General features: G+C 70.5%; 22 protein-coding genes. 7 read left to right on the forward strand and 15 right to left on the reverse strand.

Annotated features, from left to right (window positions below):
* Positions 1-141: 141 nt before the first annotated feature.
* The 3 genes from ACILRB_RS12535 to ACILRB_RS12545 form a co-directional block, all read right to left on the reverse strand.
* A complete protein-coding gene (locus ACILRB_RS12535; RefSeq protein WP_395666628.1) occupies positions 142-741 on the reverse strand; it encodes an NUDIX domain-containing protein in 600 nt (199 codons plus the stop codon).
* A gap of 32 nt (positions 742-773) precedes the next feature.
* On the reverse strand, positions 774-1,565 hold the full coding sequence (locus ACILRB_RS12540) for an NAD kinase (RefSeq protein ID WP_395666629.1): 792 nt from the start codon (positions 1,563-1,565) through the stop codon (positions 774-776).
* 136 nt (positions 1,566-1,701) lie between these two features.
* Positions 1,702-2,256 (reverse strand): hypothetical protein, encoded by a 555-nt coding sequence (locus ACILRB_RS12545; RefSeq protein WP_395666630.1) that lies wholly within the window; start codon positions 2,254-2,256, stop codon positions 1,702-1,704.
* Between the two features lie 191 nt (positions 2,257-2,447).
* On the opposite strand from ACILRB_RS12545, the gene ACILRB_RS12550 reads away from it, so the two are divergent.
* The 5 genes from ACILRB_RS12550 to ACILRB_RS12570 all read left to right on the forward strand — a co-directional run bounded on the left by ACILRB_RS12550 (position 2,448) and on the right by ACILRB_RS12570 (position 6,788).
* Positions 2,448-2,606, forward strand: a complete 159-nt coding sequence (locus ACILRB_RS12550) for a hypothetical protein (RefSeq protein WP_395666631.1) — start codon at positions 2,448-2,450, stop codon at positions 2,604-2,606.
* Between the two features lie 143 nt (positions 2,607-2,749).
* Complete coding sequence (nagZ, locus tag ACILRB_RS12555) at positions 2,750-3,847, forward strand: beta-N-acetylhexosaminidase (protein WP_395666632.1); 1,098 nt, start codon at positions 2,750-2,752, stop codon at positions 3,845-3,847.
* Positions 3,848-4,086: 239 nt separating this feature from the next.
* Positions 4,087-4,887, forward strand: a complete 801-nt coding sequence (locus ACILRB_RS12560) for a TOBE domain-containing protein (RefSeq protein ID WP_395666633.1) — start codon at positions 4,087-4,089, stop codon at positions 4,885-4,887.
* A gap of 118 nt (positions 4,888-5,005) precedes the next feature.
* Entirely contained in the window at positions 5,006-6,052 is a 1,047-nt protein-coding gene (locus ACILRB_RS12565; protein ID WP_395666634.1) for a sulfate ABC transporter substrate-binding protein, read from the forward strand.
* A 130-nt stretch (positions 6,053-6,182) separates the two neighbouring features.
* A complete protein-coding gene (locus tag ACILRB_RS12570; protein ID WP_395666635.1) occupies positions 6,183-6,788 on the forward strand; it encodes a nitroreductase family protein in 606 nt (201 codons plus the stop codon).
* 39 nt (positions 6,789-6,827) lie between these two features.
* Here the strand turns inward: ACILRB_RS12570 and ACILRB_RS12575 are convergent, their stop codons facing one another.
* From ACILRB_RS12575 to ACILRB_RS12615, 9 genes are all read right to left on the reverse strand, one after another.
* Entirely contained in the window at positions 6,828-7,274 is a 447-nt protein-coding gene (locus ACILRB_RS12575) for an RrF2 family transcriptional regulator (protein WP_395666636.1), read from the reverse strand.
* The gene (dut, locus tag ACILRB_RS12580) at positions 7,275-7,733 is read right to left on the reverse strand and encodes a dUTP diphosphatase (protein ID WP_395666660.1); all 459 of its coding nucleotides are present in this window, start codon (positions 7,731-7,733) and stop codon (positions 7,275-7,277) included.
* Positions 7,734-7,756: 23 nt separating this feature from the next.
* Complete coding sequence (gene coaBC / locus ACILRB_RS12585) at positions 7,757-9,025, reverse strand: bifunctional phosphopantothenoylcysteine decarboxylase/phosphopantothenate--cysteine ligase CoaBC (protein WP_395666637.1); 1,269 nt, start codon at positions 9,023-9,025, stop codon at positions 7,757-7,759.
* A 94-nt stretch (positions 9,026-9,119) separates the two neighbouring features.
* Positions 9,120-10,694, reverse strand: a complete 1,575-nt coding sequence (gene ubiB / locus ACILRB_RS12590; protein WP_395666638.1) for a 2-polyprenylphenol 6-hydroxylase — start codon at positions 10,692-10,694, stop codon at positions 9,120-9,122.
* 5 nt (positions 10,695-10,699) lie between these two features.
* A complete protein-coding gene (ubiE, locus tag ACILRB_RS12595; protein WP_395666639.1) occupies positions 10,700-11,449 on the reverse strand; it encodes a bifunctional demethylmenaquinone methyltransferase/2-methoxy-6-polyprenyl-1,4-benzoquinol methylase UbiE in 750 nt (249 codons plus the stop codon).
* 83 nt (positions 11,450-11,532) lie between these two features.
* Positions 11,533-12,291 carry a pseudouridine synthase gene (locus tag ACILRB_RS12600; RefSeq protein ID WP_395666640.1) on the reverse strand — a complete coding sequence of 253 codons (759 nt, stop codon included), beginning with the start codon at positions 12,289-12,291 and terminating at the stop codon, positions 11,533-11,535.
* Positions 12,288-13,223 carry a class I SAM-dependent methyltransferase gene (locus tag ACILRB_RS12605; protein ID WP_395666641.1) on the reverse strand — a complete coding sequence of 312 codons (936 nt, stop codon included), beginning with the start codon at positions 13,221-13,223 and terminating at the stop codon, positions 12,288-12,290. Before ACILRB_RS12605 ends, ACILRB_RS12600 begins: the two co-directional genes overlap by 4 nt.
* Positions 13,220-14,551 carry a dicarboxylate/amino acid:cation symporter gene (locus tag ACILRB_RS12610; protein ID WP_395666642.1) on the reverse strand — a complete coding sequence of 444 codons (1,332 nt, stop codon included), beginning with the start codon at positions 14,549-14,551 and terminating at the stop codon, positions 13,220-13,222. Before ACILRB_RS12610 ends, ACILRB_RS12605 begins: the two co-directional genes overlap by 4 nt.
* A gap of 165 nt (positions 14,552-14,716) precedes the next feature.
* Positions 14,717-15,055 carry a pentapeptide repeat-containing protein gene (locus ACILRB_RS12615; RefSeq protein ID WP_395666661.1) on the reverse strand — a complete coding sequence of 113 codons (339 nt, stop codon included), beginning with the start codon at positions 15,053-15,055 and terminating at the stop codon, positions 14,717-14,719.
* Between ACILRB_RS12615 and uvrA the strand changes: the two genes are divergently transcribed.
* Positions 15,003-17,861 carry an excinuclease ABC subunit UvrA gene (gene uvrA, locus ACILRB_RS12620; RefSeq protein WP_395666662.1) on the forward strand — a complete coding sequence of 953 codons (2,859 nt, stop codon included), beginning with the start codon at positions 15,003-15,005 and terminating at the stop codon, positions 17,859-17,861. The genes ACILRB_RS12615 and uvrA overlap by 53 nt on opposite strands.
* A 45-nt stretch (positions 17,862-17,906) precedes the next feature.
* On the opposite strand, the gene rsmA is transcribed toward uvrA, so the two are convergent.
* The 3 genes from rsmA to ACILRB_RS12635 are packed head-to-tail and all read right to left on the reverse strand — an operon-like array spanning position 17,907 to position 20,765.
* Positions 17,907-18,782, reverse strand: a complete 876-nt coding sequence (gene rsmA / locus ACILRB_RS12625) for a 16S rRNA (adenine(1518)-N(6)/adenine(1519)-N(6))-dimethyltransferase RsmA (RefSeq protein WP_395666643.1) — start codon at positions 18,780-18,782, stop codon at positions 17,907-17,909.
* Positions 18,783-18,795: 13 nt separating this feature from the next.
* A complete protein-coding gene (gene pdxA / locus ACILRB_RS12630) occupies positions 18,796-19,809 on the reverse strand; it encodes a 4-hydroxythreonine-4-phosphate dehydrogenase PdxA (protein WP_395666644.1) in 1,014 nt (337 codons plus the stop codon).
* Positions 19,806-20,765: a leucyl aminopeptidase gene (locus ACILRB_RS12635; RefSeq protein ID WP_395666645.1), complete on the reverse strand. Its 960-nt coding sequence runs from the start codon at positions 20,763-20,765 to the stop codon at positions 19,806-19,808. Before ACILRB_RS12635 ends, pdxA begins: the two co-directional genes overlap by 4 nt.
* Positions 20,766-21,201: 436 nt before the next feature.
* Between ACILRB_RS12635 and ACILRB_RS12640 the strand changes: the two genes are divergently transcribed.
* Positions 21,202-21,411, forward strand: coding sequence for a hypothetical protein (locus ACILRB_RS12640; protein ID WP_395666646.1), 210 nt, complete (start codon positions 21,202-21,204; stop codon positions 21,409-21,411).
* Positions 21,412-21,766 lie beyond the last annotated feature (355 nt).

Consider the following 21,766-nt stretch of genomic DNA (forward strand, 5'->3'; position numbering starts at 1 on the left):
CTCAAGACGCGGGAGAGTAGGTCGCCGCCAGGCCCGCAAAGAACGCAGCGCCCCAAACTCCGCCTCGTTCACCCGCAAACAGATCCCCCCTGCAAACAGCAAATCCCCCACGCGCCACGCCGCCAATAAGCCTCATGCGCGTCATGCCGCCGAAGCGGCCGCGCAGTCGAGCAGGCCCGCAAGCCTGGCGTAATGCAGCAGGAGGATCGTCTTCGTGTCGACGATCTCGCCGCGCTCGATCATGGCCAGCGCCTCGGCGAAGGGAATTTCCAGAATTTCTATGTCCTCGCCTTCCGCCTCAAGGCCGCCGCCGGCGCCGATTCGGTCGGCCGGGCTGTATTCGGCCGCAAAATAGGTGAGTTTCTCGCAGAAGCCGCCGGGACTGGTGTAGCCTTCGAACAGGCGGCGCGGATTGCGCACGCGAAACCCCGTCTCCTCCTCCGCCTCGGCGACGATGCGCGCCTCCGCGCTCGCGCCTTCGAGCCGCCCGGCGCAGACCTCGATCAGGCTCTCGCGCCCGTCCTTGACATAGGCCGGCAACCGGAACTGCCGCACCAGGGCGACCATGCCGCGCGACGCATCGTAAAGCAGGATCGCCGCGCCGTCCCCGGTGTCATAGAGCTCGCGCTCCATCGTCTGCTCGCGCCCGTCGAGGCGGCGATAGGCGAGGGTCAGCCGCTCGAGCGCGCCATATCCCTTCGAGATCAGCCTGCGGCCGAGAATGCGGAGCCGTTGCGTCATGATGCCTCGTGTCCGGGGTCGGCGTTTTGGGGTCAGTGGCCGAACTGTTCGCGCAGGATGCGCTCGTTCAGGGAGTGGTTCGGGTCGTGCAGCAGCACGAGATCGGTGGCGTGGTCCATGGCGACGTCGACCGAGCGCACATGCCGCAGCTCGAAATGGTCGGCGACCGCCGCGACGGGGCGTTTTTCGGGCTCGAGAATGTCGATCGTGACGCGGGCGGTGTCAGGCAGCAGCGCGCCGCGCCAGCCGCGCGGCCGAAACGCCGAAATCGGCGTCAGCGCCAGCATGGGCGCGTCGAGCGGCAGGATCGGTCCGTGCGCCGACAGATTATAGGCCGTCGAGCCGACCGGGGTCGCGACCAGCGCGCCGTCGCCGGCGAGCTGGTCGAGCCGTTCCGTCCCGTCGATCGAAATGCGCATCTTGGCCGCCTGATAGGACTGGCGCAAAAGCGAAACCTCGTTGATCGCCCGGGCGCGGGAGGTCGCGCCGTCGCGGTCGATCACCTCCATGAGCAGCGGATGCACGATCGAGGCTTCGGCGACCGCGAGACGCCCATGCAGATTGAACACGGAAAAATCATTCATGAGAAAGCCGACCGAGCCGCGGTTCATGCCGTAGATCGGCTTGCCCGACCCCATGAAGCGGTGCAGCGTCTGCAACATGAATCCGTCGCCGCCGAGCGCGACGATGACGTCGGCCTCCTCGGGCGGCACATGCGCATAGCGCGCGGCGAGGGCCTCGCGCGCGGAGCGGCCGTCCTCCGTCGAGGAGTTCAGGAAGGCGATCTTGTCGAAGCGCTGGTTCGGATTCGCGGCGACGGACATCAAGGCTCCTTCGGGCGGCTCCCTGCGCGGCCGTGCGTTCAGGCCGGCGGCCGCGCCAGGGGGCGTTCCGCTTCGTAGGCGGAGATTTCGTTAAAACAACGCCCTGCGGCGAATTGGGCGCGGCGCGGCGCGCTTTCTAGACGATTGGGTCGCCACTGTCTCCGGCGAGCAACAGCTGCGGCGCCTGCGAGAACGACCAGCCGGCGCCGCGCCGCGCAAAGATCCAGGTCATGTCGTAGCGGCCATAGGGCCATCCGCGCGGCGCCGTGCGGGACTCGCCGAGGATCAGGTCGGCGATCGCCGTCATGCCGTCATGCTTCCACGAGATCAGCGCCGGCCCCTCGCCCCTCAGCGCGTCGGCGACGAGCGCCGCCTCCTCGCCGGAATAAAATTCGCAATTGATCTTGAGGCCGAGCAGATCGGCGAGCGGCGCCAGCGTCAGCTGCGGGCGCAGGCTCGGGTCTTTCGCGTCGGCCTTGCAGGCGTAGAGCCGCGCAGGCGTCGCGAGCCCTTCTTCGAGATGGCGTCCGTCGCGCGGCGCGAAATGGCGCGCGAGCGCGCCGGCGCGCCGCCAGCCGGGCACGGTGAGCGATTCCCTGTCCTTGCGCCCGGAGGCGTCGACGCCGCGGAACGCCTTGTCGGGCGTCGGCCGCTCGGCGTGGCGAATCAGCATGATCTTGTCGCAGGCCAACCATCCGCTCCCTGACCGACGCGGCGGCGCGCTTTCTTCGCGCGCCAAACCGCCTTATTGAATGAACGTCTTAACGTCGGGACGCCGACGCGGCCAGCGCCGGCCCGCAGGCCGACCGGGCGACGCCGCTCCGCACGGCGATCCTGAAAACATCGCCCGGGACGCCGGCCCGTGGACGCCGTGAGGAGCGCATGAAGCCCCATCCCCTGCATCGGCACGACCTGCGCCGCGTCAATCATCGTCTCATTTTCTGGATCGGCGTCGTGCTGTTTCTTCTCGCGGCGATGATTTACGTCGGCACGGACGACCTCTCGGTTTCGCCCCAGTCGCCCGAGGCGGAAAGCCCGTGAGCGGCCGCGCGCAACCCGATCCGCCAGCCCGGGTTGGGGACGAAGCGGCGGCGCGGGCGCGGCCCAACAGGTTTTGAGGCGAAGTGTTTTTCGATCCGGCCGCAGGCGCCCGCCGCGAAGCGGCGCGATGAATGGGGAGGGGAATGTCAGCGCGCGATATTGATACGGTCGGCGGCCATTTCATTCTGGGTCTGCGCCCGACGCCCAGCCTCGACCCGCGCGACCGCGCGCTTCTGCAGGAGCTGAAGCCCGCCGGCGTCGTCCTGTTCAAGAGCAATTTCCGGCACGACCTGCCGTATGAGGGCTGGCTCGCCAGCCATCTGCGCCTGATCGAGGAGGTGCGCGCGGCGATCGGCCGGCCGAACATCCTGATCGGCGTCGACCATGAGGGCGGCCGCGTCTGCCGCACGCCGGCGCCGATCACGCGTTACGCCGCGGCGCGGCGCTGGGCGTCGTCGGCGGCGGCGGTCGGGCGCGCCATGGGGCGCGAGCTGGCGAGCCTCGCGATCAACGTGAGCTTCGCGCCCGTGCTCGACATCCACACCAATCCGGCCAATCCGGTGATCGGCCCGCGCGCCTTCGGCTCGACGCCGGAGGACGTGACGGCGGCGGCGCTGCCGTTCATGCGGGCGCTGCAGGGCCAGGGCGTGATCGCCTGCGGCAAGCATTTTCCGGGGCATGGCGACACGTCGGTCGACTCGCATCTCGGCCTGCCGCGGCAGGACCGCTCGCTCGACGAGCTCCGCGCGCGCGAACTCAAGCCTTTCGCCGCGGCGATCGACGCCGGGGCGCAGATGCTGATGAGTTCGCACATCCTGTTTCCGGCCGTCGATCCCGATCATCCGGTGACCCTGTCGCGCCGCTTCGTCACGGAGGTGCTGCGCGAGGAGATGGGGTTTTCGGGCGTCGTCGTCTCGGACGACGTCGGCATGGGCGCGATGCAGGCCTATTTCGCCGATCCGCGGGCGGCGGCGCAGCTGATCGGCGCGGGGACCGACCTGCTGATGGTCTGCGCCCATTTCACCGACGTCGACCGGGCGCGCGCCTTCGCCGCGGCGATCGTCGAGGCGCGCGACGACGGGCGGCTCGACCCCGCCACGCTGGAGCGCTCCAGGGCGCGCGTCGAGCTTCTGCTGTCGCGCGCGCCGCTGCATCAGGTGCAGCTCCTGACCGAACACACGTTCAAGACGCATCGCGCCGCCGGCGAAATATTTCTCGCTGAAACGGCAGAGGTCATGTGAAGGCGCCCAATAAAGGCCGGCGCAGTTCGTCGCGGCGATGACCTGCGCCGTGTTATTGTGGCGAACTCATCCGAAATCTCAATCATTTACGGATTGGAGCTTATGCGTCATAGAGGCGCCCGGATGGCGGGGCTGTCTTCTACATCGCTATTCAGGCGATAGACTTGAGGTCGTGACGCTCTATATTTAAGTTGTGCGGCTTAAAAAGCTGGGGCAGGGTTCTCTGCAAAGGAGACCTCATGGCCCGCGTGTCCCCGGCCGAGATCGACACCCAGCTTTCCCTGAAAGCGAACGGAAAACTGCTTGTCGGACGCGAGCGCGTCACGCTCCTTGAGGCGGTGATCGCCCATGGCAGCATCACCCGCGCCGCCGAGGCGACCGGCTTCAGCTACAAGACCGCCTGGGACGCGGTGAACGCGATCAACAATCTCCTGCCGCGCCCGGCCTTCATCACCCATACCGGCGGGCAGAACGGCGGCGGCGTCACCGTCACCGAGGAGGGGCGGCGCCTGCTCGCGGCCTTCCGCAGCCTCGAAGCCCGGCTCGGCCGGATATCGGCGGCGATCGCCGCCGAAGGCTTCGAGGACCAGGACGATTTCGCGCTGCTGTCGCTCGCCATGAAGCATAGCGCGCGCAACGCCTTCCATTGCGTGGCCTGCGAGATCACGCCAGGCCCGCTCTCCGCGCGGGTGAGGCTCGAGACGCCGACCGGCCTCGCCATCGTCGCGACGGTCGCCAACGCCAGCCTCGCCGAAATGGGCCTGCGGCCCGGCGCCCAGGCTCTGGCGCTCGTGCCGGCCGCCGCGGTCACGATCGCGGCGGCCGGGCGCGCGCCCCTCGCCGTCGACAACCGCCTGTCCGGGCGCGTCGTCGCGCGCTTCGACAGCGGCCTCGAAAGCGAGGCCAGCGTCGACGTCGGCGGCGGCAAGACGGTCGTCGCCTTCATGTCCTCCCAATGCGCCGACGCGGCCCATGTCGCGCCGGGCGTCGAGGTGGTCGCCTGTTTCTGCGCCGACAGGGTCATTCTCGCCAGCGATTGAGCCGGCGCCGATCGGGCGCCGAGTGGGCGGACAGGGCGAGCCGGCGCGGTTTCGCGGCGGCGGTTGACAGGAAAGATATAGTCTATAGAAAAAATAGACAAATATCCGGAGCCTGTTCATGACCCCTGTCGCCGCCCGTTCCTCCCGTCGAAGCAGGACCGCGCGCGGCGCGCTTTCCGGCGCGCTCGCGGCCCTCGCCCTTCTCGCCGCGCCGGCGGCGCATGCGGCCGGGGATCTGCTCAACGTCTCCTATGATCCGACGCGCGAGCTTTACCGCGCGATCAACCAGGCCTTCGCCGCGCATTGGAAGGAGAAGACCGGGGAGACGATCTCGCTGCGCGCCTCCCATGGCGGATCGGGCGCGCAGGCGCGCGCCGTGATCGACGGCCTCAGGGCCGACGTGGTGACGCTGGCGCTCGCCGCCGACATCGACGCCATCGCGCAGAAAAGCGGCCGGCTTCCGGCCGACTGGCAGAAGCGCCTGCCGCACAACTCCACGCCCTACACCTCGACCATCGTCTTCGTGGTGCGCAAGGGCAATCCCAAGGGGATCCGGGACTGGGACGACCTCGTGAAGCCCGGCGTCGGCGTCGTCACCCCAAACCCTAAGACGTCGGGCGGGGCGCGCTGGAACTTCCTCGCCGCCTGGGCCTACGCCGACCGGAAGTTCGGCGGCGACGAAGCCAAAATTCGCGCCTTCGTCGAGGCGCTCTATCGCAACGCGCCGGTGCTCGACACGGGCGCGCGCGGCTCGACGGTCAGCTTCGCCCAGCGCGGCCAGGGCGACGTGCTGATCTCGTGGGAGAACGACGCCTTCCTTGCGAGCCGGGAGTTCGGCGCCGACCAATTCGAGATCGTCACGCCGTCGCTCTCGATTCTGGCCGAGCCGCCCGTGGCGCTCGTCGACGCCAACGTCGACGCGCGGGGAACGCGCAGGGAGGCCGAAGCCTATCTCGACTTTCTCTATACGCCCGAGGCGCAGAAGCTGATCGCGAAGAACTACTACCGCCCGACCGACCCCAAGGCGGCCGACCCGAAAGATCTCGAACGCTTCGCGAAGCTCGACCTCGTGACCGTCGACGAAAAATTCGGCGGCTGGAAGAGCGCGCAGGCCCGCTTCTTCGGCGACGGCGGCGTGTTCGACCAGATTTATGCCGGGCATTAGCGCGGCTTCGGCGGAAGCTGCGGACCTTCGCGTAATGCAACGCGCCGATCCCGGGGCGGGAGAAGGCGCGGCTTGAAAATCGGGCCGCGCGCCGTCATGTCTCTTGGCGACCTTCAGACAGGAGCCCGCAATGACCGCCTCGAACGAATTCCCGCGCGACGCGCATCATCCGGTCGACCGCCTGTTCGTCGAGCGCTGGTCGCCGCGCGCCTTTTCGGACGCCGAGATTCCACAACAGGACCTCGACGTCATGTTCGAGGCGGCGCGCTGGGCGCCGTCGTCCTATAATTCGCAGCCCTGGCGCTTTTTCTACGCGCGCCGCGGGACGGAGGGCTTCGCACGCCTTTTGGGCCTGCTTTCGCCCAACAACCAGCAATGGGCGCAGCGCGCCGGCGCGCTTCTGGTGCTCGCCTCGCAAAAAAGCTTCACGCCGCCCGACAAGCCCGGGCGGACCGAGTCGCGCAGCCATTCCTTCGACGCCGGCGCGGCCTGGGCGCAATTCGCGCTGCAGGCGCATCTGCTCGGCTACGCCACCCACGCCATGGGCGGCTTTGACGTGGAGCGCGCCAGGGTCGACCTCGCCATGCCGGAGGATTTCCGGCCCGAGATCGCCATCGCCGTCGGCCGGCGGGGCGATCCCGCCACGCTGCCCGACGCGCTCAGGGCGCGCGAGGCGCCGAACGCGCGCAAGCCGCAGGCGGCGTTCGTGTTCGAGGGCTCCTACAAGAGCCAGTGAGCGGGTCTGACGCGGCCGCCCGCCCGCCGTCCGCCGCCCTCAGATCGCGAAATCGGCGCCGGAGGCCCCGTCGCCGCCGACCTTGAGCTCCCCGGCGCGGCGACAGACGTCCTCGATCGTGATCGCGTCGAGCTCCTTCAAAAAGGCCGCGCTCGCCGTCTCGATCATGGGGCCGATGACATGGGCGACGAGCGGCCCGCCCGCGGCCTCCGCCGGCCCGGCGTTTTCGCCGAGCACGGCGCGCAGCACGGCGCCGGCGGTGATCCTGCGGCGTTCGCGCGCAAGCTCATAGCCTCCATGCGGCCCGCGCAGGCCTTTCAGGATGTTGGCCCTGACCAGCGCCTGCAGCAGCGTCTCGAGATGGCGCGGCGGCAGTTCGAGCCGGGTCGCGAGGGCCTTCGCCGCGACCGGCTGCGGGCGCGAATGCATGGCGATGTCGGCCACGGCGGCGATGGCGAGCATGGCGCGGTGCGAGATCGGCGTCATTTAGGGCGTCTCCTCGCGGCCCGCCGCGCCGACGCCGGTCGAGCCATAGCCGCCCGCGCCGCGCGCCGTCGGGTCGAGCGCCGAAGCCTCGACGACGCGGACATGGGCGACCGGCGCGACCACGAGCTGGGCGATGCGGTCGCCGCGCGCGACGGTGAAGGGCGCGTCGCCGAGATTGACCAGCAGCACGCCGATCTCGCCGCGATAGTCGCGGTCGATCGTGCCGGGCGCGTTGAGCACGCCGACGCCCCATTTGAGCGCGAGGCCGGAGCGGGCCCTGACCTGCGCCTCATGGCCTTCGGGCAGGGCGACGGCGACGCCGGTCGGGATCAGCCGGCGCGCGCCCGGCGCGATCGTCGCGCTTTCCCCCGGGGGCAGCGCGGCGCGAAGGTCGAGGCCGGCCGCGCCGGCGGTTTCATAGGACGGAAGCGGCAGGCCCGCGCCGTCGCCGACGCGCATGAACGCCAGTTCGACGCGCGCGCTCAACGTCGCGCCTCCACGTCCCGCGCCGCGAGCCGCGCCGCGACCTCGCGCATCAGCCGGCGCGCGGCCTCCGCCTTGTCGAGGCTCGGCCATCGCTCGACGCCGTCGGCCGACACCAGCGCGATCTCGTTGCGCGCCCCGCCGAACACCTGCGAGCCCTCGCCGACGAAATTGGCGAGGATCAGGTCACAGCCCTTGGCCTTCAGCTTTCCCTGCGCGTGCTCGACGAGCTTCTCGGTCTCGGCGGCGAAGCCGACGACGAGCTTCGGCCGGCCCTCGGCGCGAAGGCCGACGCCGGCCAGAATGTCGGGGTTGCGCGTGAGCACGAGCGGCGGCGGATCGCCGCCTTGCGTCTTCTTCAGCTTCTGCGCCGCCGCCTCGACGCGCCAGTCGGCGACGGCGGCGGCGGCGACGAACACGTCGGCCGGCAGCGCCCGCTCGACGGCGTCGCGCATCTGGCGCGCGGTCTCGACATGAACCGTCTCGACCCCTTCGGGGTCGGGCAGGGTCACGGGGCCGGACACCAGCGTCACGGTCGCGCCCGCCGCGCGTGCGGCGGCGGCCACCGCATGGCCCTGGCGGCCGGAGGAGCGGTTGGCGATGAAGCGCACCGGGTCGATCGGCTCATGCGTCGGCCCGGAGGTGACGACGACGCGTCGCCCGCCGAGCGCGCCGGCGCCGGCGGGGGGCGGCGAAACAGGGTCGAGCGGCAGGCGCGTGTCGCCCTTGAGGGCGGCGGCGACGGCGTCGGCGATCGCCTCGGGCTCGGCCATGCGGCCGGGGCCATATTCGCCGCAGGCCATCGCGCCGTCGTCGGGGCCGACGAAAAGCACGCCGTCGCCCTTCAGCGTCGCGACGTTGCGCCGCGTCGCGGGGGCGAGCCACATGCGCAGGTTCATCGCCGGCGCGACGAGGATCTTCTTGTCGGTGGCGAGCAGCAGCGTCGAGGCGAGGTCGGGGGCGAGGCCCTGCGCCAGCCTGGCGAGAAGGTCGGCGGTGGCGGGCGCGACCACGATCAGGTCGGCGTCGCGCGACAGCTCGATATGGCCCATCTCGGCTTCGTCGGTGAGGGAGAAAAGCTCGGTGTGGACCTTGTCGCCGGAGAGGCTCGCCGCCGAGAGCGGGGCGACGAACTCCCGCGCCGCCGCGGTCATGACGACGCGCACGCGGATCGCGCGCTCGCGCAGGCGGCGGATCAGCTCCAGCGCCTTGTAGGCGGCGACGCCGCCGCCGATCACCAGCAGGACGCGCTTTTCCGCGACGGTCATGCCTTCCCCCGTCCGCCCGCGATTCGGGCGGGGCTTGTCCTATTCCTAGCGGTTTGGAATGAGTCCGCAAGGCCCGGGAATTTTTCCAAACCGCTCATCGCAGCAGCAGGACGACAACCGCGAAGGCGATGATCCACAAGGCGATATGGCCGAGCCGCGCGCCGCGCCCGACCGCCGCGCCGACGCTCTCGACGGCCGAGGCCGAGAGTTCGAGCCCTTCGTCGGCCATCTCCTCGACGCGTTGCAGCAGGGCCTCGCCGCGCAGCAGCGTCGCCGGCAGGGCGGCGGCGAAGTCGCCGAGCGCGCGGGCGGCGCGGCCGGCGTCCTCGATCTTGCCGCGGGGCCCGAGATTGCGTTCGATCCAGGCGCCGACGACGGGCTCGGCCGTCGTCCACATGTTGAGCTTGGGGTCGAGCGCGCGGCCGACGCCTTCGACCACGACCATGGTCTTTTGCAGCAGCACGAGCTCGGTGCGCGTCTTCATGTCAAAGAGGCCGGTGATCTCGAACAGCAGCGTCAGCAGCCGGGCCATCGAGATCTGGTCGGCGGCGCGCGCGTGGATCGGTTCGCCGATGGCGCGGATCGCCTGCGCGAAATCCTCGACGCGATGCGCGCGCGGCACATAGCCCGCCTCGAAATGCACCTGCGCCACGCGCAGATAGTCGCGCGTGATGAAGCCGTACAGGATTTCGGCGAGAAAGCGCCGCTCCTTGTAGCCAAGCCGGCCCATGATGCCGAAATCGACCGCGACGAGGCGCTCGTCGGCGGTCACGAACAGATTGCCGGGATGCATGTCGGCGTGGAAGAAGCCGTCGCGCATGGCGTGCAGCAGGAAGGACTGGATTAGCACGCGCCCGAGCCGCGGCAGGTCGGCGCCCGACGCCCGCAGCCCGGCGACGTCGGAGAGCGGGCGCCCCTCGACCCATTCGAGCGTGAGCACCTCGCGCGCGGTGCGGTCCCAGTCGACGTTCGGCGCGCCGAAATCCTTGTCCTGCGCGACGTTCTCGCCGAATTCCGACGCCGCCGCCGCCTCGAGCCGGAAATCCATCTCCATGCGCACCGAGCGGGCCATGGAGTCGATGACCTCGACGGGCTTCAGCCGCCGCATGTCGGGGCTCAGGCGCTCGGCGAGCCGCGCGGCGGCGAACATGTCGCCGAGGTCGCGCCGGAACCGCCGCTCGACGCCCGGCCGCAGCACCTTGACCGCGACGTCGCGCTCGCCGTCCGGCGTCCTGGTCCGCGCCTTGTGCACCTGCGCGATCGAGGCCGCCGCGACCGGCTCGCTGAAGGAGACGAAGACCTCGCCGATCGGCCGGTCGAAGGCCTGTTCGACGGTTTTGACCGCGACCTCGCGCGGGAACGGCGCCATGCGGTCCTGCAGCCGCTCGAGCGCGCGCACGACCTCCGGCCCGACGACGTCGGGCCGCGTCGCCAGAAACTGGCCGAGCTTGACGTAGGACGGCCCCAGCGCGCTGATCGCCGCCGGCAGCTCGCTGAGCCCCGAGGCCGGCGCGCCCCTTTTGGGGCGGCGCGCGAGAAATTTCGCGAGCGCCAGCGGCAGGCGCGCGGGCGCCGGCGCGATGGAGGGGTCGACGTCGCGGAACACGCCGGCGCGCGCCAGCGTCAGCCCCGCGCGGGCGAGGCGGAAGAAGGAGGCCGGCGTCGACATCGGGCCTAGAGCTTCCAGCCGCTGTGGATCGCCACCACGCCGCCCGTCAGCCGCTCGAAGCTCGCGCGCGCGAATCCGGCGTCGGCGATCATGCCGCGAAACGTCTCGGCGGGCGGGAAGCGCGCGATCGATTCGACGAGATAGCGGTAGGAGTCGGCGTCGCCCGTCACCCATGCGCCAAGGCGCGGGATGGCCCGGAACGAATAGGCTTGATAGACGCGGTCCATGAGCGGCACGTCGACCTGCGAGAATTCGAGGCAGAGGAACCGCCCGCCGCGCTTCACGACGCGCCGCGCCTCGGCCAGCGCCCGCTCGATGCGCGGCACGTTGCGGATGCCGAAGGCGATCGTGTAGGCGTCGAACGCGCCGTCTTCAAACGGCAGCTCCTCGGCGTTGGCCTGCACGAAGTCGAGCTTTTCGGCGAGGCGGCGCGCCTGCGCCCGCTCGCGCCCGACCCGCAGCATGTCGGCGTTGACGTCGAGCACGCAGACGCGGGTGTCGTCGCCGCCCTCGCGGGCGATCCTGAAGGCGACGTCGCCCGTGCCGCCGGCGACGTCGAGCGCGCGGAACGGGGCGTTTCGCGAGGGCCTGACCCTGGCCGCGAAAACGTTCTTCCAGACGCGGTGCAGCCCGCCCGACATCAGGTCGTTCATGAGGTCGTAGCGCGCGGCGACCGAGCGGAAAACCTCGTCGACCCTCGCCTGCTTCGTGTCGAGGTCGATGCGGGAGAAGCCGAAATGCGTCTCTTCGGTCATGAGGCCTTGGTCTCGGGGCGGGGCTGGGTCTGGCGGGCGGCTGCGACCATAGACGCTCGAAGCGCCGCCGGCTAGGCGGCGCGTCAGCCCCTGACCCTGGCCTCAAGCTCATGCGCGCGCAAAATCAGGCTCGCCCCTTCGGCGAGGTCGGGCGGCAGCGCGAACGCGCCGATGCGGTCGCGGGCCAGCGCCTCGACATGATTGCCGAGCGCGGCGAACATGCGCCGGACCTGATGGTAGCGCCCTTCCGAAACGCTGACATAAGCCTCCTTTGCCCCGAGCGCCTCGAAGCGCGCCGGCAGCAGCGGCTTGACCTCGCCCTCGAGCATGAGCGCGCCCGAGGCGAAGATGTCCGCCTCGTCGCCGCGCAGCGGCCGTGCGAGGCGGGCGCGATAGCGTTTCTCGATCTTCGACTTCGGCGAGATCAGCCGGTGCAGCAGCGCGCCGTCGTCGGTCAGAAGAAGAAGGCCGGAGGTCTCCTTGTCGAGCCGCCCGACGGTCGAGAGGGGCGGCTCGCGCAGGCGAAAGCGGTCCGGCAGAAGGTCATAGACGAGTTTTCCGGCCTCCTTGCGCGAGCAGGTGACGCCGGTCGGCTTGTTGAGCGCGACGGCCATGCCGGGCGGCGGGTCGGCCGGCTCGCCGTCGATGTCGAGCCGCGCGAAAACCGCCTCGCTCGCCTCGATGCGCTGCGCGGGGTCATGCAGCGCGACGCCGTCGAGCGTGACGCGGCCGGCGCGCAGAAACAGCGCGATCTGCGCGCGCGAGCCATAGCCGAGACTGGCGAGCAGCCGGTCGAGCCGGAAGCGCGCGGCTTTGGGCTGCGTCCTGGCCGGCGGGCTCACCGGACCGCCTCGAAGATCTTGTAGCCCGCGCCTTCGGAAAGAGCCGCGCTGCGGCGGAAATGGGTTTTGAGCGCCGCCTCATAGGGCAGATGGCGGTTGGCGACGAGGCGCAGCGTCCCGCCCCGGCGCAGCAGGGCGGCGGCGCGCGCGATGAACGCCACGCCGAGGCTCCGGTCCTCTTCGCCGGACTCGTGGAACGGCGGGTTGGTCACGAGAAAATCGAGATCCTTCAGGCCGCAGCCGTCATGGCGCAGGTCGGCCCAGAAGAAACGCGCCCGCCCGTCCTCGACATTGCGGCGCGCGGCCGCGACCGCGCGGCGGTCGAGGTCGATCAGGGCGAGGCTCGTCACCCCGGGCCCGCGCAGAATCTCGCGCGCGAGAAAGCCGTAGCCGCAGCCAAGGTCGGCGCCGGCGCCGGAAAGCGCAGGCAGGCCCTCGGCGAGCCGCGCGCTGCCGGGGTCGATCCGGTCGAAGCTGAACAGGCCGGGCTCGGTCCAGAAGCCGGTGGCGTCGCAGAACTGCGGCCCGCCGGCCTCGATCGCGGCCGCGATCGCCGCCGCGTCGAGCCCGTGCGGGCCGGCGTGCGCGCGGCAGAGGCGATGATGGCGTTTCGGGCGTTCCTCGACCGCGCAGCCGAAGCTTTCGAGTTCGGCCCGAAGGCGCGCGCCGCCCTTGTCCTTCGGCGCGAGCGCGACGAGCGGCGCGCCGGGCGCGAGCGCGCGCAGGGCGAGGGCGAGGAGGCGGCGGCGCTCCAGCGCGCCGGGCGGGGCGTAAAGCGTGAGCCTGTCGAAATCGCCGGGCGCGAAGGCTTCGAGCGCCGCGGCGCCGGGGACGAGCGGCGAGAGCTGGAGCGCGCCCTCGCCCACGGGGGCGAGGTCTGGCGGCGGCGCGCCGAAGACGCCTTCCCTCGCGCCGAAGACGCCTTCCTTCACCCTGTGGTCACGCCGGTTTCGACGTCGTCGACTTCGACCGGCGCTGACAGCGCGGCGTCGAGCCTCGCGCGGTCAAGCTCGCCTTCCGACCAGGAGATCACCACGGTGGCGACGCCGTTGCCGATGAAATTGGTGAGCGCCCGGCATTCGCTCATGAACTTGTCGACGCCGAGGATGATCGCCATGCCCGGCACGAGGCGCGGGTCGACGACGGCGAGCGTCGCGGCGAGCGTCACGAAGCCCGCGCCGGTGACGCCGCTCGCCCCCTTCGAGGTCACCATGGCGACGAGCAGGATGGTCATCTGCTGGCTGAAGGTCAGGTGGATGTCGAGCGCCTGGGCGATGAACAGGCTCGCCAGCGTCATGTAGATGTTGGTGCCGTCGAGGTTGAAGCTGTAGCCCGTCGGCACCACGAGGCCGACGACCGACTTCGAGCAGCCGAGCCGCTCGAGCTTCTCCATCAGGGCCGGCAGGGCGCTTTCCGACGAGGAGGTGCCGAGCACCAGCAGCAGCTCGGACTTGATGTAGCCGAGGAACTTGAAGATGCTGAAGCCGGCGATGCGGGCGATGACCCCGAGCACCAGAAAGATGAACAGCGCCGCCGTGGCGTAGAAGGTGGCGACGAGGCCGGCGAGATTGCCGAGCGCCTGCGGGCCATATTTGGCGACGGTGAAGGCCATCGCCCCGAAGGCGCCGACGGGGGCGGCCTTCATGACGATGTTGATGACGCCGAAGGTCGCGTGCGCCACCTCGTCGATGAGGTCGAGCAGCACCTTGCCGCGCGCCCCGAGCGCCATCAGCGCGAAGCCGAACAGGATGGCGAAGAACAGGACCTGCAGCACGTCGCCCTTGGCGAAGGCGCCGACCACGCTGTCGGGGATGATGCCGAGAAGAAAGTCGACCGTCGAGTGGATCTCATGGGCGGCCTTGTCGAACTTCTGCACGGCCGCGGCGTCGCCGGCTCCGCCCGAGAAGCCCGCGCCCGGCCGCACGAGATTGCCGACGAGAAGCCCGAAGGCCAGCGCGAAGGTCGAGACGACCTCGAAATAGACGAGCGCCTTGACGCCGACGCGGCCGACCTTCTTGGCGTCGGAGATATGGGCGATGCCGGAGACGACGGTGCAGAAGATGATCGGCGCGATCATCATCTTGATGAGCTTGATGAAGCCTTCGCCGAGCGCCTTGACCCAGGGCTCGGCCGCGATGGCCGGCGCAAGCCAGCCAAACAGCGCCCCGAGCACGATCGCGATCAGGACCTGGATATAAAGGACCCTGTAGAACGGCTTGGCGGCCGGCGCGCCCGTCCCCCCTGCGGCGATCGCGTCCATGGCGTGATGTCCCCTTGTCCCTGACGGCGGCGCGAGCCCCCGCCTGCGGCCGCTTCATCAAGTTTTCGGCAAATTGGCATAGTAAAAAGGCCGAGGCCAGCTAAATTAGAACGGCGACGAACGCGCCGGCGACGCAGCCGGACGGGTTTGCGCGCGCCTGGGAAATCAACCGCCGGGACCAGACGAAGGTCGAACCAGATCAATGACGTCAACAAAGCCGCCTGCCGGCGGGAAGGCGGCTTCGGCCGCGCGCAAGACGGCGCAGGCCGGATCCGCCGCGACGCCCGAGTCCGCGCCCGCCAAGTCTGCGCCCGCCAAGTCTGCGCCCGCCAAGTCTGCGCCCGCCAAGACGCGTCCGCGCTCCGAAAGCGGGGCGCAGACGGCCTCGGCGCCCGCGCCGCAGGCGCCCCGGCTGGTCGAAGGGCCGGCCGCGCAGCCGGCGGGCCGCGTCATCGCCGTCCGCGGCGCGCGCGAGCACAATCTCAAGAACGTCGACCTCGTCATCCCGCGCGACAGGCTCGTGGTGTTCACCGGCCTTTCGGGCTCGGGCAAATCCTCGCTCGCCTTCGACACCATCTACGCCGAGGGCCAGCGCCGCTATGTCGAATCGCTGTCGGCCTATGCGCGGCAGTTCCTCGAAATGATGCAGAAGCCCGACGTCGACCAGATCGACGGGCTCTCGCCGGCGATCTCGATCGAGCAGAAGACCACCTCGAAGAATCCGCGCTCGACGGTCGGCACGGTCACTGAAATCTACGACTACATGCGGCTTCTGTTCGCGCGCGTCGGAATCCCCTATTCGCCGGCGACGGGCCTGCCGATCGAGAGCCAGACGGTCAGCCAGATGGTCGACCGGGTGCTGGCCCTGCCGGAGCGCGCGAAACTCTATCTGCTCGCCCCCATCGTGCGCGGGCGCAAGGGCGAATACCGCAAGGAGCTCGCCGACCTCGGCAAGCGCGGCTTCCAGCGCGTCAAGATCGACGGGGCCTATTACGAGATCGCCGACGCCCCCGCGCTCGACAAGAAATTCAAGCATGACATCGACGTCGTCGTCGACCGCGTCATGGTCAAGCCCGACCTCGCCGCCCGCCTCGCCGAAAGCTTCGAGACCGCGCTCGAACTCGCCGACGGAATCGCCTTCGCCGAATTCGCCGACGAGAAGGATGAAAAAGGCGAGCCGAAACGCATCGTCTTTTCGGCGCGCTTCGCCTGCCCGGTCTCGGGCTTCACCATTCCGGAGATCGAGCCGCGGCTGTTCTCGTTCAACAACCCGTTCGGCGCCTGCCCGCATTGCGGCGGCCTCGGTTTTGAACAGAAGGTCGACCCCGGGCTGATCGTCCCCGACCCGTCGCTGTCGCTGCGCAAGGGGGCGGTCGCGCCCTGGGCGCGCTCCTCCTCGCCCTATTACATGCAGACGCTGGAGGCGCTGGCGAAACATTTCAAATTCCGGCTCGACGTCCGCTTCGACAGCCTGCCGCAAGCCGTGCGCGACATGCTGTTCTACGGCTCGGGCAAGGAGGCGGTGAAATTCTCCTATGAGGACGGCTATCGCTCGCATGAGGCCAGCCGGCCGTTCGAGGGCGTCGTGCGCAACCTCGAACGGCGCTACCGCGAGACCGAATCGGAATGGTCGCGCGAGGAGATCGGCCGCTACATGAGCGCCACCCCCTGCGGCGAGTGCCATGGCGCGCGGCTGCGGCCCGAGGCGCTCGCCGTCAGGATCGACGGCCTCAACATCGCCGAGACGGCCGATTTCTCGGTGCGCGCCGCGCGCGACTGGTTTTCGGGGCTCTCCGACCGGCTCGACCCCAAGCGGCGCGAGATCGCCGCGCGCATCCTGAAGGAGATCCGCGAGCGCCTCACCTTCCTCGTCGACGTCGGGCTCGACTATCTGACGCTGGGGCGCGCCGCCGGCACGCTGTCGGGCGGCGAGAGCCAGCGCATCCGCCTCGCCTCGCAGATCGGCTCGGGGCTTTCGGGCGTGCTCTATGTGCTCGACGAGCCCTCGATCGGCCTGCACCAGCGCGACAACGCCCGCCTGCTCGAGACGCTGCGCCGGCTGCGCGACCTCGGCAACAGCGTCATCGTCGTCGAGCACGACGAGGACGCGATCCTGACCGCCGACCATGTGGTCGACGTCGGCCCCGGCGCCGGCGTCCATGGCGGCGAGATCGTCGCGCAGGGCGCGCCGGCCGAAATCCTCGCCAATCCGAAGTCGCTGACCGGCCAGTATCTGACCGGCGCGCGCGAGGTCGCCCCCTACAGGCCGCGCCGGCCGTTCGACGACGCCCGCACGCTCGACGTGTTCGGGGCGAGCGGCAACAACCTCAAGCAGGTCTCGGCGCGCTTTCCGCTCGGCCTGTTCACCTGCGTCACCGGCGTCTCGGGCGGCGGCAAGTCGACGCTCGTCATCGACACGCTGTACAAGGCCGCGGCGCGCAAGCTCAACGGCGCGGTCGAGCATCCGGCCCCCTTCGAGCGCATCGAGGGGCTTGAGCGGCTCGACAAGGTGATCGACATCGACCAGTCGCCGATCGGGCGCACGCCGCGCTCGAATCCGGCGACCTACACCGGCGCCTTCACGCCGATCCGCGAATGGTTCGCGGGGCTGCCCGAGGCCAAGGCGCGCGGCTATCAGCCGGGGCGCTTCTCGTTCAACGTCAAGGGCGGGCGCTGCGAGGCCTGCCAGGGCGACGGCGTCATCAAGATCGAGATGCATTTTCTGCCCGACGTTTATGTCACCTGCGACGTGTGCAAGGGCCGGCGCTACGACCGCGAGACGCTCGAAGTGAAATATCGCGGCAAGTCGATCGCCGACGTGCTCGACATGACGGTCGAGGAGGCGGCGACGCTGTTTTCCGCCGTGCCGGCGATCCGCGAGAAGATGGCGACGCTCGCCCGCGTCGGCCTCGGCTATGTCAAGGTCGGCCAGCAGGCGACCACGCTCTCGGGCGGCGAGGCGCAGCGCGTAAAACTCGCCAAGGAGCTGTCGAAGCGCTCGACCGGGCGAACCCTTTATATTCTCGACGAGCCGACGACGGGGCTGCATTTCCACGACGTCGCCAAGCTGCTCGAAGTGTTGCAGGAGCTCGTCGACCAGGGCAACACCATCGTCGTCATCGAGCATAATCTCGAGGTGGTGAAGACCGCCGACTGGGTGATCGACCTCGGCCCCGAGGGCGGAGACGGCGGCGGGCGCGTCGTGGCGCAGGGCGCGCCCGAGGACGTCGCCGCCGCGCCCGCGAGCCACACCGGCGCCTTTCTGCGCGAGCTGTTCGAGCGCCGCCCGGCGACGCGGGCGGCCGAGTAGCAGGAGAGCGCCGCCAGAGCGGCGGCCACGAGAGAAGCCGGGCGGCTACGCCGTCTCGATCGCCTCGAGCGCGCGGGCGAGCGCCACAAAGCCCTCGACCGGGATTTCTTCGGCGCGCGCCGTCGGGTCGAGCCCGGCCGCCGCGATCAGCGCGCCCGTCGCCTCGCCGGCGCCGAGCGCGCGCAGCGACTGGCGCAGCATCTTGCGGCGCTGGCCGAAGGCCGCCTGCGTCACGCGCGCGAGCCGTCGCGCGTCGCAGGGGAGCGGCGCGGCGCGCGGGCGCAGCTCGACGACGGCCGAGGTCACCTTCGGCGGCGGCGTGAAGGCCGCGCGCGACACCTCGAACAGGATCTTCGTCTCGCAGCGCCAGTTGCACAGCACGCCGAGCCGCCCGTAGTCGGCGCGCCGCGCCGGCGTCGCGACGATGCGCTCCGCCACCTCGCGCTGAAACATCAGGATCAGACGGTCGAAGGCCGGCGGCCACGCCTGCGCCTCGATCCAGCCGGCGAGCAGCTGCGTCCCGACGTTATAGGGCAGGTTGGCGCAGACCCGCAGCGGCCGCGCGTCGCCCGCAAGCCGGTCGAGCGGGACGGCGAGCGCGTCGCCCTCGACGATCTCGAGCCGCCCGGGGCAGGCGTCCGCGATCTCGCGCAGCGCCGGCAGGCAGCGCGTGTCGCGTTCGATCGCGACCACCCGCGGCGCGCCTTCGGCGAGCAGCGCGCGGGTGAGGCCGCCGGGGCCGGGGCCGACCTCGACGATCACGCCGGCCGACGAAGGGTCCGCCGCCCGCGCGATGCGCCGGGTGAGATTGAGGTCGAACAAAAAATTCTGGCCGAGCGATTTCTTCGCCTCGACGCCGAAGCCGGCGACCACCTCGCGCAGCGGCGGCAGGGCGTCGAGCCGCGACCTTTCGCCAGTCATGTCGCGTCGCCCGTCATGACGCGGCGGCGAGCTTCGCCGCGAGCCGCAGCGCGGCGATAAGGCTCGACGCGTCGGCGACGCCGCGCCCGGCGATGTCGAAGGCCGTGCCATGGTCGGGCGAGGTCCGCACGAAGGGCAGGCCGAGCGTGACGTTGACGCCATGGTCGAAGGCGAGCGTCTTGATCGGGATCAGCGCCTGGTCGTGATACATGCCGATCGCGACGTCATAGGCCGCGCGCGCCCTGGCGTGAAACATCGTGTCGGCCGGATGCGGCCCGCTCGCCTCGATCCCGGCCGCGCGCAGCGCCGCGACCGCGGGAGCGACGATCTCCTGGTCCTCATGGCCCATGGCGCCGCCCTCGCCGGCGTGCGGATTGAGCCCGGCGAAGGCGAGGCGCGGCGCGGCGAGCCCGAACCGGTCGCGAAAATCCTGCGCGACGATCGCGCCGGTCTCGATCAGCAGCGCCCGGGTGAGCCGCGCGGGGACGTCTTTCAGCGGAATATGGATCGTCGCCGGGACGACCGCGAGTTCGGGCGACCACAAAAGCATCACCGGCGTCAGCCTGCGCCCGGCGAGGGGCTCGGCGAGCGCGGCCAGAAATTCGGTGTGGCCCGGATGCGCGAAGCCCGCGCGGTAGAGAACTTCCTTGGCGATCGGATTGGTCACGACCGCGGCCGCCTCGCCGCGCGCGACGAGGTCGACGCAGGTCCTGATCGAGGCGATGGTGGCTTCGGCGTCGCGCGGATCGGGCGCGCCCGGGGCGCCGGAGACGGCGCCGCCCGGGTCGAGCACGGGCAGCGCGCGCGCAAAAATGTCGTGCGCCTCGCGCGCCGCGCCGATCTGCTCGACCGGCGCGTCGAGCCCAAGCCTTTGCGCGAGCGCGCGCAGGGGCGCGGCCTCGGCGGCGATGAAGAAGACGGGCGCGTCAGGCGCGCGCCGCAGCGCCGCCCACGCTTTCAGCGCGATCTCGGGGCCTACGCCCGACGGATCGCCGCGCGTCAGCGCGAGCGGGGGCTCGCGCGTCATCCCTCGTAATTGTCGGCGACGAGCCGGTCGAGCAGGCGCACGCCGAAGCCCGAGCCCCAGCTCTGGTTCACGTCGCCGATCGGCGAGCCCATGCCGGTGCCGGCGATGTCGAGATGGGCCCAGGGCGTCCCGTTGACGTAGCGTTGCAGGAACTGCGCGGCGGTGATCGAGCCGGCGTGGCGCCCGCCGGTGTTCTTCATGTCGGCGAATTTCGAATCGATCAGCTTGTCATAGGCTGGCCCGAGCGGCATGCGCCAGAGCTTCTCGCCGGTCTCGCGGCCGGCGGCGATGAGCTTTTCGGACAAATCGTCGTCGTTCGAGAACAGGCCGGCGTGGTCCTGCCCGAGCGCGACGAGGATCGCGCCGGTCAGCGTCGCGAGATCGACGATGAAGCGCGGCTTGAAACGGTCCTGCACGTACCACAGCACGTCGGCGAGCACGAGCCGGCCTTCGGCGTCGGTGTTGATGATCTCGATGGTCTGGCCGGACATCGAGGTGACGATGTCGCCGGGGCGCTGCGCGTCCGGGCCCGGCATGTTCTCGACGAGGCCGATCGCGCCGATCGCGTCGACCCTGGCCCTGCGCCGCGCGAGCGTCTCGATCAGGCCGGTGACGCAGGCCGCGCCGGCCATGTCGCCCTTCATGTCCTCCATGCCGCCGGCGGGCTTGATCGAGATGCCGCCGGTGTCGAAGGTCACGCCCTTGCCGACGAAGGCGACGGGCTTTTCGTCGGCGCCGGCGGGCGCGCCGCGCCAGCGCATGATCACGAGCCGTCCCTCGCGCGAAGAGCCCTGGCTGACGCCGAGCAGCGCGCCCATGCCGAGCCCGCGCATCGCCGCCTCGTCGAGGATCTCGACCTCGACGCCGAGCTTTTCGAGCTCCTTGGCGCGGTTGGCGAACTCCTCGGGAAACAGCACGTTGGCCGGCTCGTTGACGAGCGTGCGGGCGGCGATCACGCCGAGAGCCGTCGCCTCGCGCTCGTGGCCGCCGCCGCGGCGGCCGTGGGGTCGGCGACGGCGATCTCGATCTCGGCCTCGCCGTTTTCGTCCGCCTCGTCTTCTTGCGGGTCTTGTAGCGGTCGAAGCGATAGTCGCGCAGGCGCAGGCCGAGCGCGAAATCGGCCGCCGCCCGCGCCGCGCGTCGAGCGGCGGCGTCGGCAGGTCGAAGACGATCGTCGCGGCCGCGCCGCGCGATCTTGCCGGCGATCTTGCCGGCGGTGAAGCCGCCAAGATTGGCGTAGTCGGCCGACGACGGCGCGCCTGGGCTTTTCGGCCGGCTGAGCGAGCGCCTGCGCCGATTTGTCGGCGGGCGCGCCGGCGTCTCTGTTCGTCCGGCGCGCCGGACGAGCCGATCACGAGGAGGCGTTCGGCGGCGAGGCCCGCCGGCGCGAGAATGTCGAGCGCCGAGGCGGTCCTGCCCTTGAACTTCGCCGTGGCGGCGGCGCGCGCGATCAGCGCCTCGACCTCGGGGCCGACGAGCGCCCGGGTCTTTTCGCCGAGCGCGAGGTCGGGGGCGGCGAAGATCGCCAGCGTCCTGATCGGCGCGCCGGACGCGCCGGCGCCGGCCTTTTCGGGCGACAGCGAATCGAGCGCGACGAACTGAATCTTGACGGGCTGCGGCATATGATCCTCGAAACCTCTTAAATCCTCGACGCCGTCCGGCGGCGCTCATGAGGGCGGGGCCGGCCCCGGCCCGCGCCGCGCGCTGCGCCTCTCCTAGCAAGAAACGGCCGCTCCTGTCAGGCCGGGATCGCGAAATTGTCATCCGCCGGCGCGGGGCGTCCGCGCCGCCGCAAGGGCTCACGCTGTGATGGCCGGGCAACGGACTCCGACAATCGTCGGCCGGAACGGCTCCGCGCCGCCGCGCGCTCTGGCCCTCGCCGCGGCTCCGGCGTATCAAGGCGAACTGCGGAGTACGGAAGCGAAGGGGAGACATGGCGAAGAGGATGCCCCGTGCG

Origin of the sequence: Methylocella sp. (genome assembly GCF_044226135.1) — a bacterium.
In the GTDB taxonomy this organism is placed as follows: domain Bacteria; phylum Pseudomonadota; class Alphaproteobacteria; order Rhizobiales; family Beijerinckiaceae; genus Methylocapsa.

Excerpts from the sequence above, each read along its gene's own strand:
- ACILRB_RS12535 (WP_395666628.1), bottom strand. The coding sequence starts at position 741 with ATGACGCAACGGCTCCGCATTCTCGGCCGCAGGCTGATCTCGAAGGGA.
- ACILRB_RS12540 (WP_395666629.1), bottom strand. The coding sequence starts at position 1,565 with ATGTCCGTCGCCGCGAATCCGAACCAGCGCTTCGACAAGATCGCCTTC.
- ACILRB_RS12550 (WP_395666631.1), top strand. The coding sequence starts at position 2,448 with ATGAAGCCCCATCCCCTGCATCGGCACGACCTGCGCCGCGTCAATCAT.
- nagZ (WP_395666632.1), top strand. The coding sequence starts at position 2,750 with ATGTCAGCGCGCGATATTGATACGGTCGGCGGCCATTTCATTCTGGGT.
- ACILRB_RS12560 (WP_395666633.1), top strand. The coding sequence starts at position 4,087 with ATGGCCCGCGTGTCCCCGGCCGAGATCGACACCCAGCTTTCCCTGAAA.
- ACILRB_RS12565 (WP_395666634.1), top strand. The coding sequence starts at position 5,006 with ATGACCCCTGTCGCCGCCCGTTCCTCCCGTCGAAGCAGGACCGCGCGC.
- ACILRB_RS12570 (WP_395666635.1), top strand. The coding sequence starts at position 6,183 with ATGACCGCCTCGAACGAATTCCCGCGCGACGCGCATCATCCGGTCGAC.
- ACILRB_RS12575 (WP_395666636.1), bottom strand. The coding sequence starts at position 7,274 with ATGACGCCGATCTCGCACCGCGCCATGCTCGCCATCGCCGCCGTGGCC.
- dut (WP_395666660.1), bottom strand. The coding sequence starts at position 7,733 with ATGCGCGTCGGCGACGGCGCGGGCCTGCCGCTTCCGTCCTATGAAACC.
- coaBC (WP_395666637.1), bottom strand. The coding sequence starts at position 9,025 with ATGACCGTCGCGGAAAAGCGCGTCCTGCTGGTGATCGGCGGCGGCGTC.
- ubiB (WP_395666638.1), bottom strand. The coding sequence starts at position 10,694 with ATGTCGACGCCGGCCTCCTTCTTCCGCCTCGCCCGCGCGGGGCTGACG.
- ubiE (WP_395666639.1), bottom strand. The coding sequence starts at position 11,449 with ATGACCGAAGAGACGCATTTCGGCTTCTCCCGCATCGACCTCGACACG.
- ACILRB_RS12610 (WP_395666642.1), bottom strand. The coding sequence starts at position 14,551 with ATGGACGCGATCGCCGCAGGGGGGACGGGCGCGCCGGCCGCCAAGCCG.
- ACILRB_RS12615 (WP_395666661.1), bottom strand. The coding sequence starts at position 15,055 with ATGACGAGGTCGACGTTCTTGAGATTGTGCTCGCGCGCGCCGCGGACG.
- rsmA (WP_395666643.1), bottom strand. The coding sequence starts at position 18,782 with ATGACTGGCGAAAGGTCGCGGCTCGACGCCCTGCCGCCGCTGCGCGAG.
- pdxA (WP_395666644.1), bottom strand. The coding sequence starts at position 19,809 with ATGACGCGCGAGCCCCCGCTCGCGCTGACGCGCGGCGATCCGTCGGGC.
- ACILRB_RS12640 (WP_395666646.1), top strand. The coding sequence starts at position 21,202 with ATGTCGAGCGCCGAGGCGGTCCTGCCCTTGAACTTCGCCGTGGCGGCG.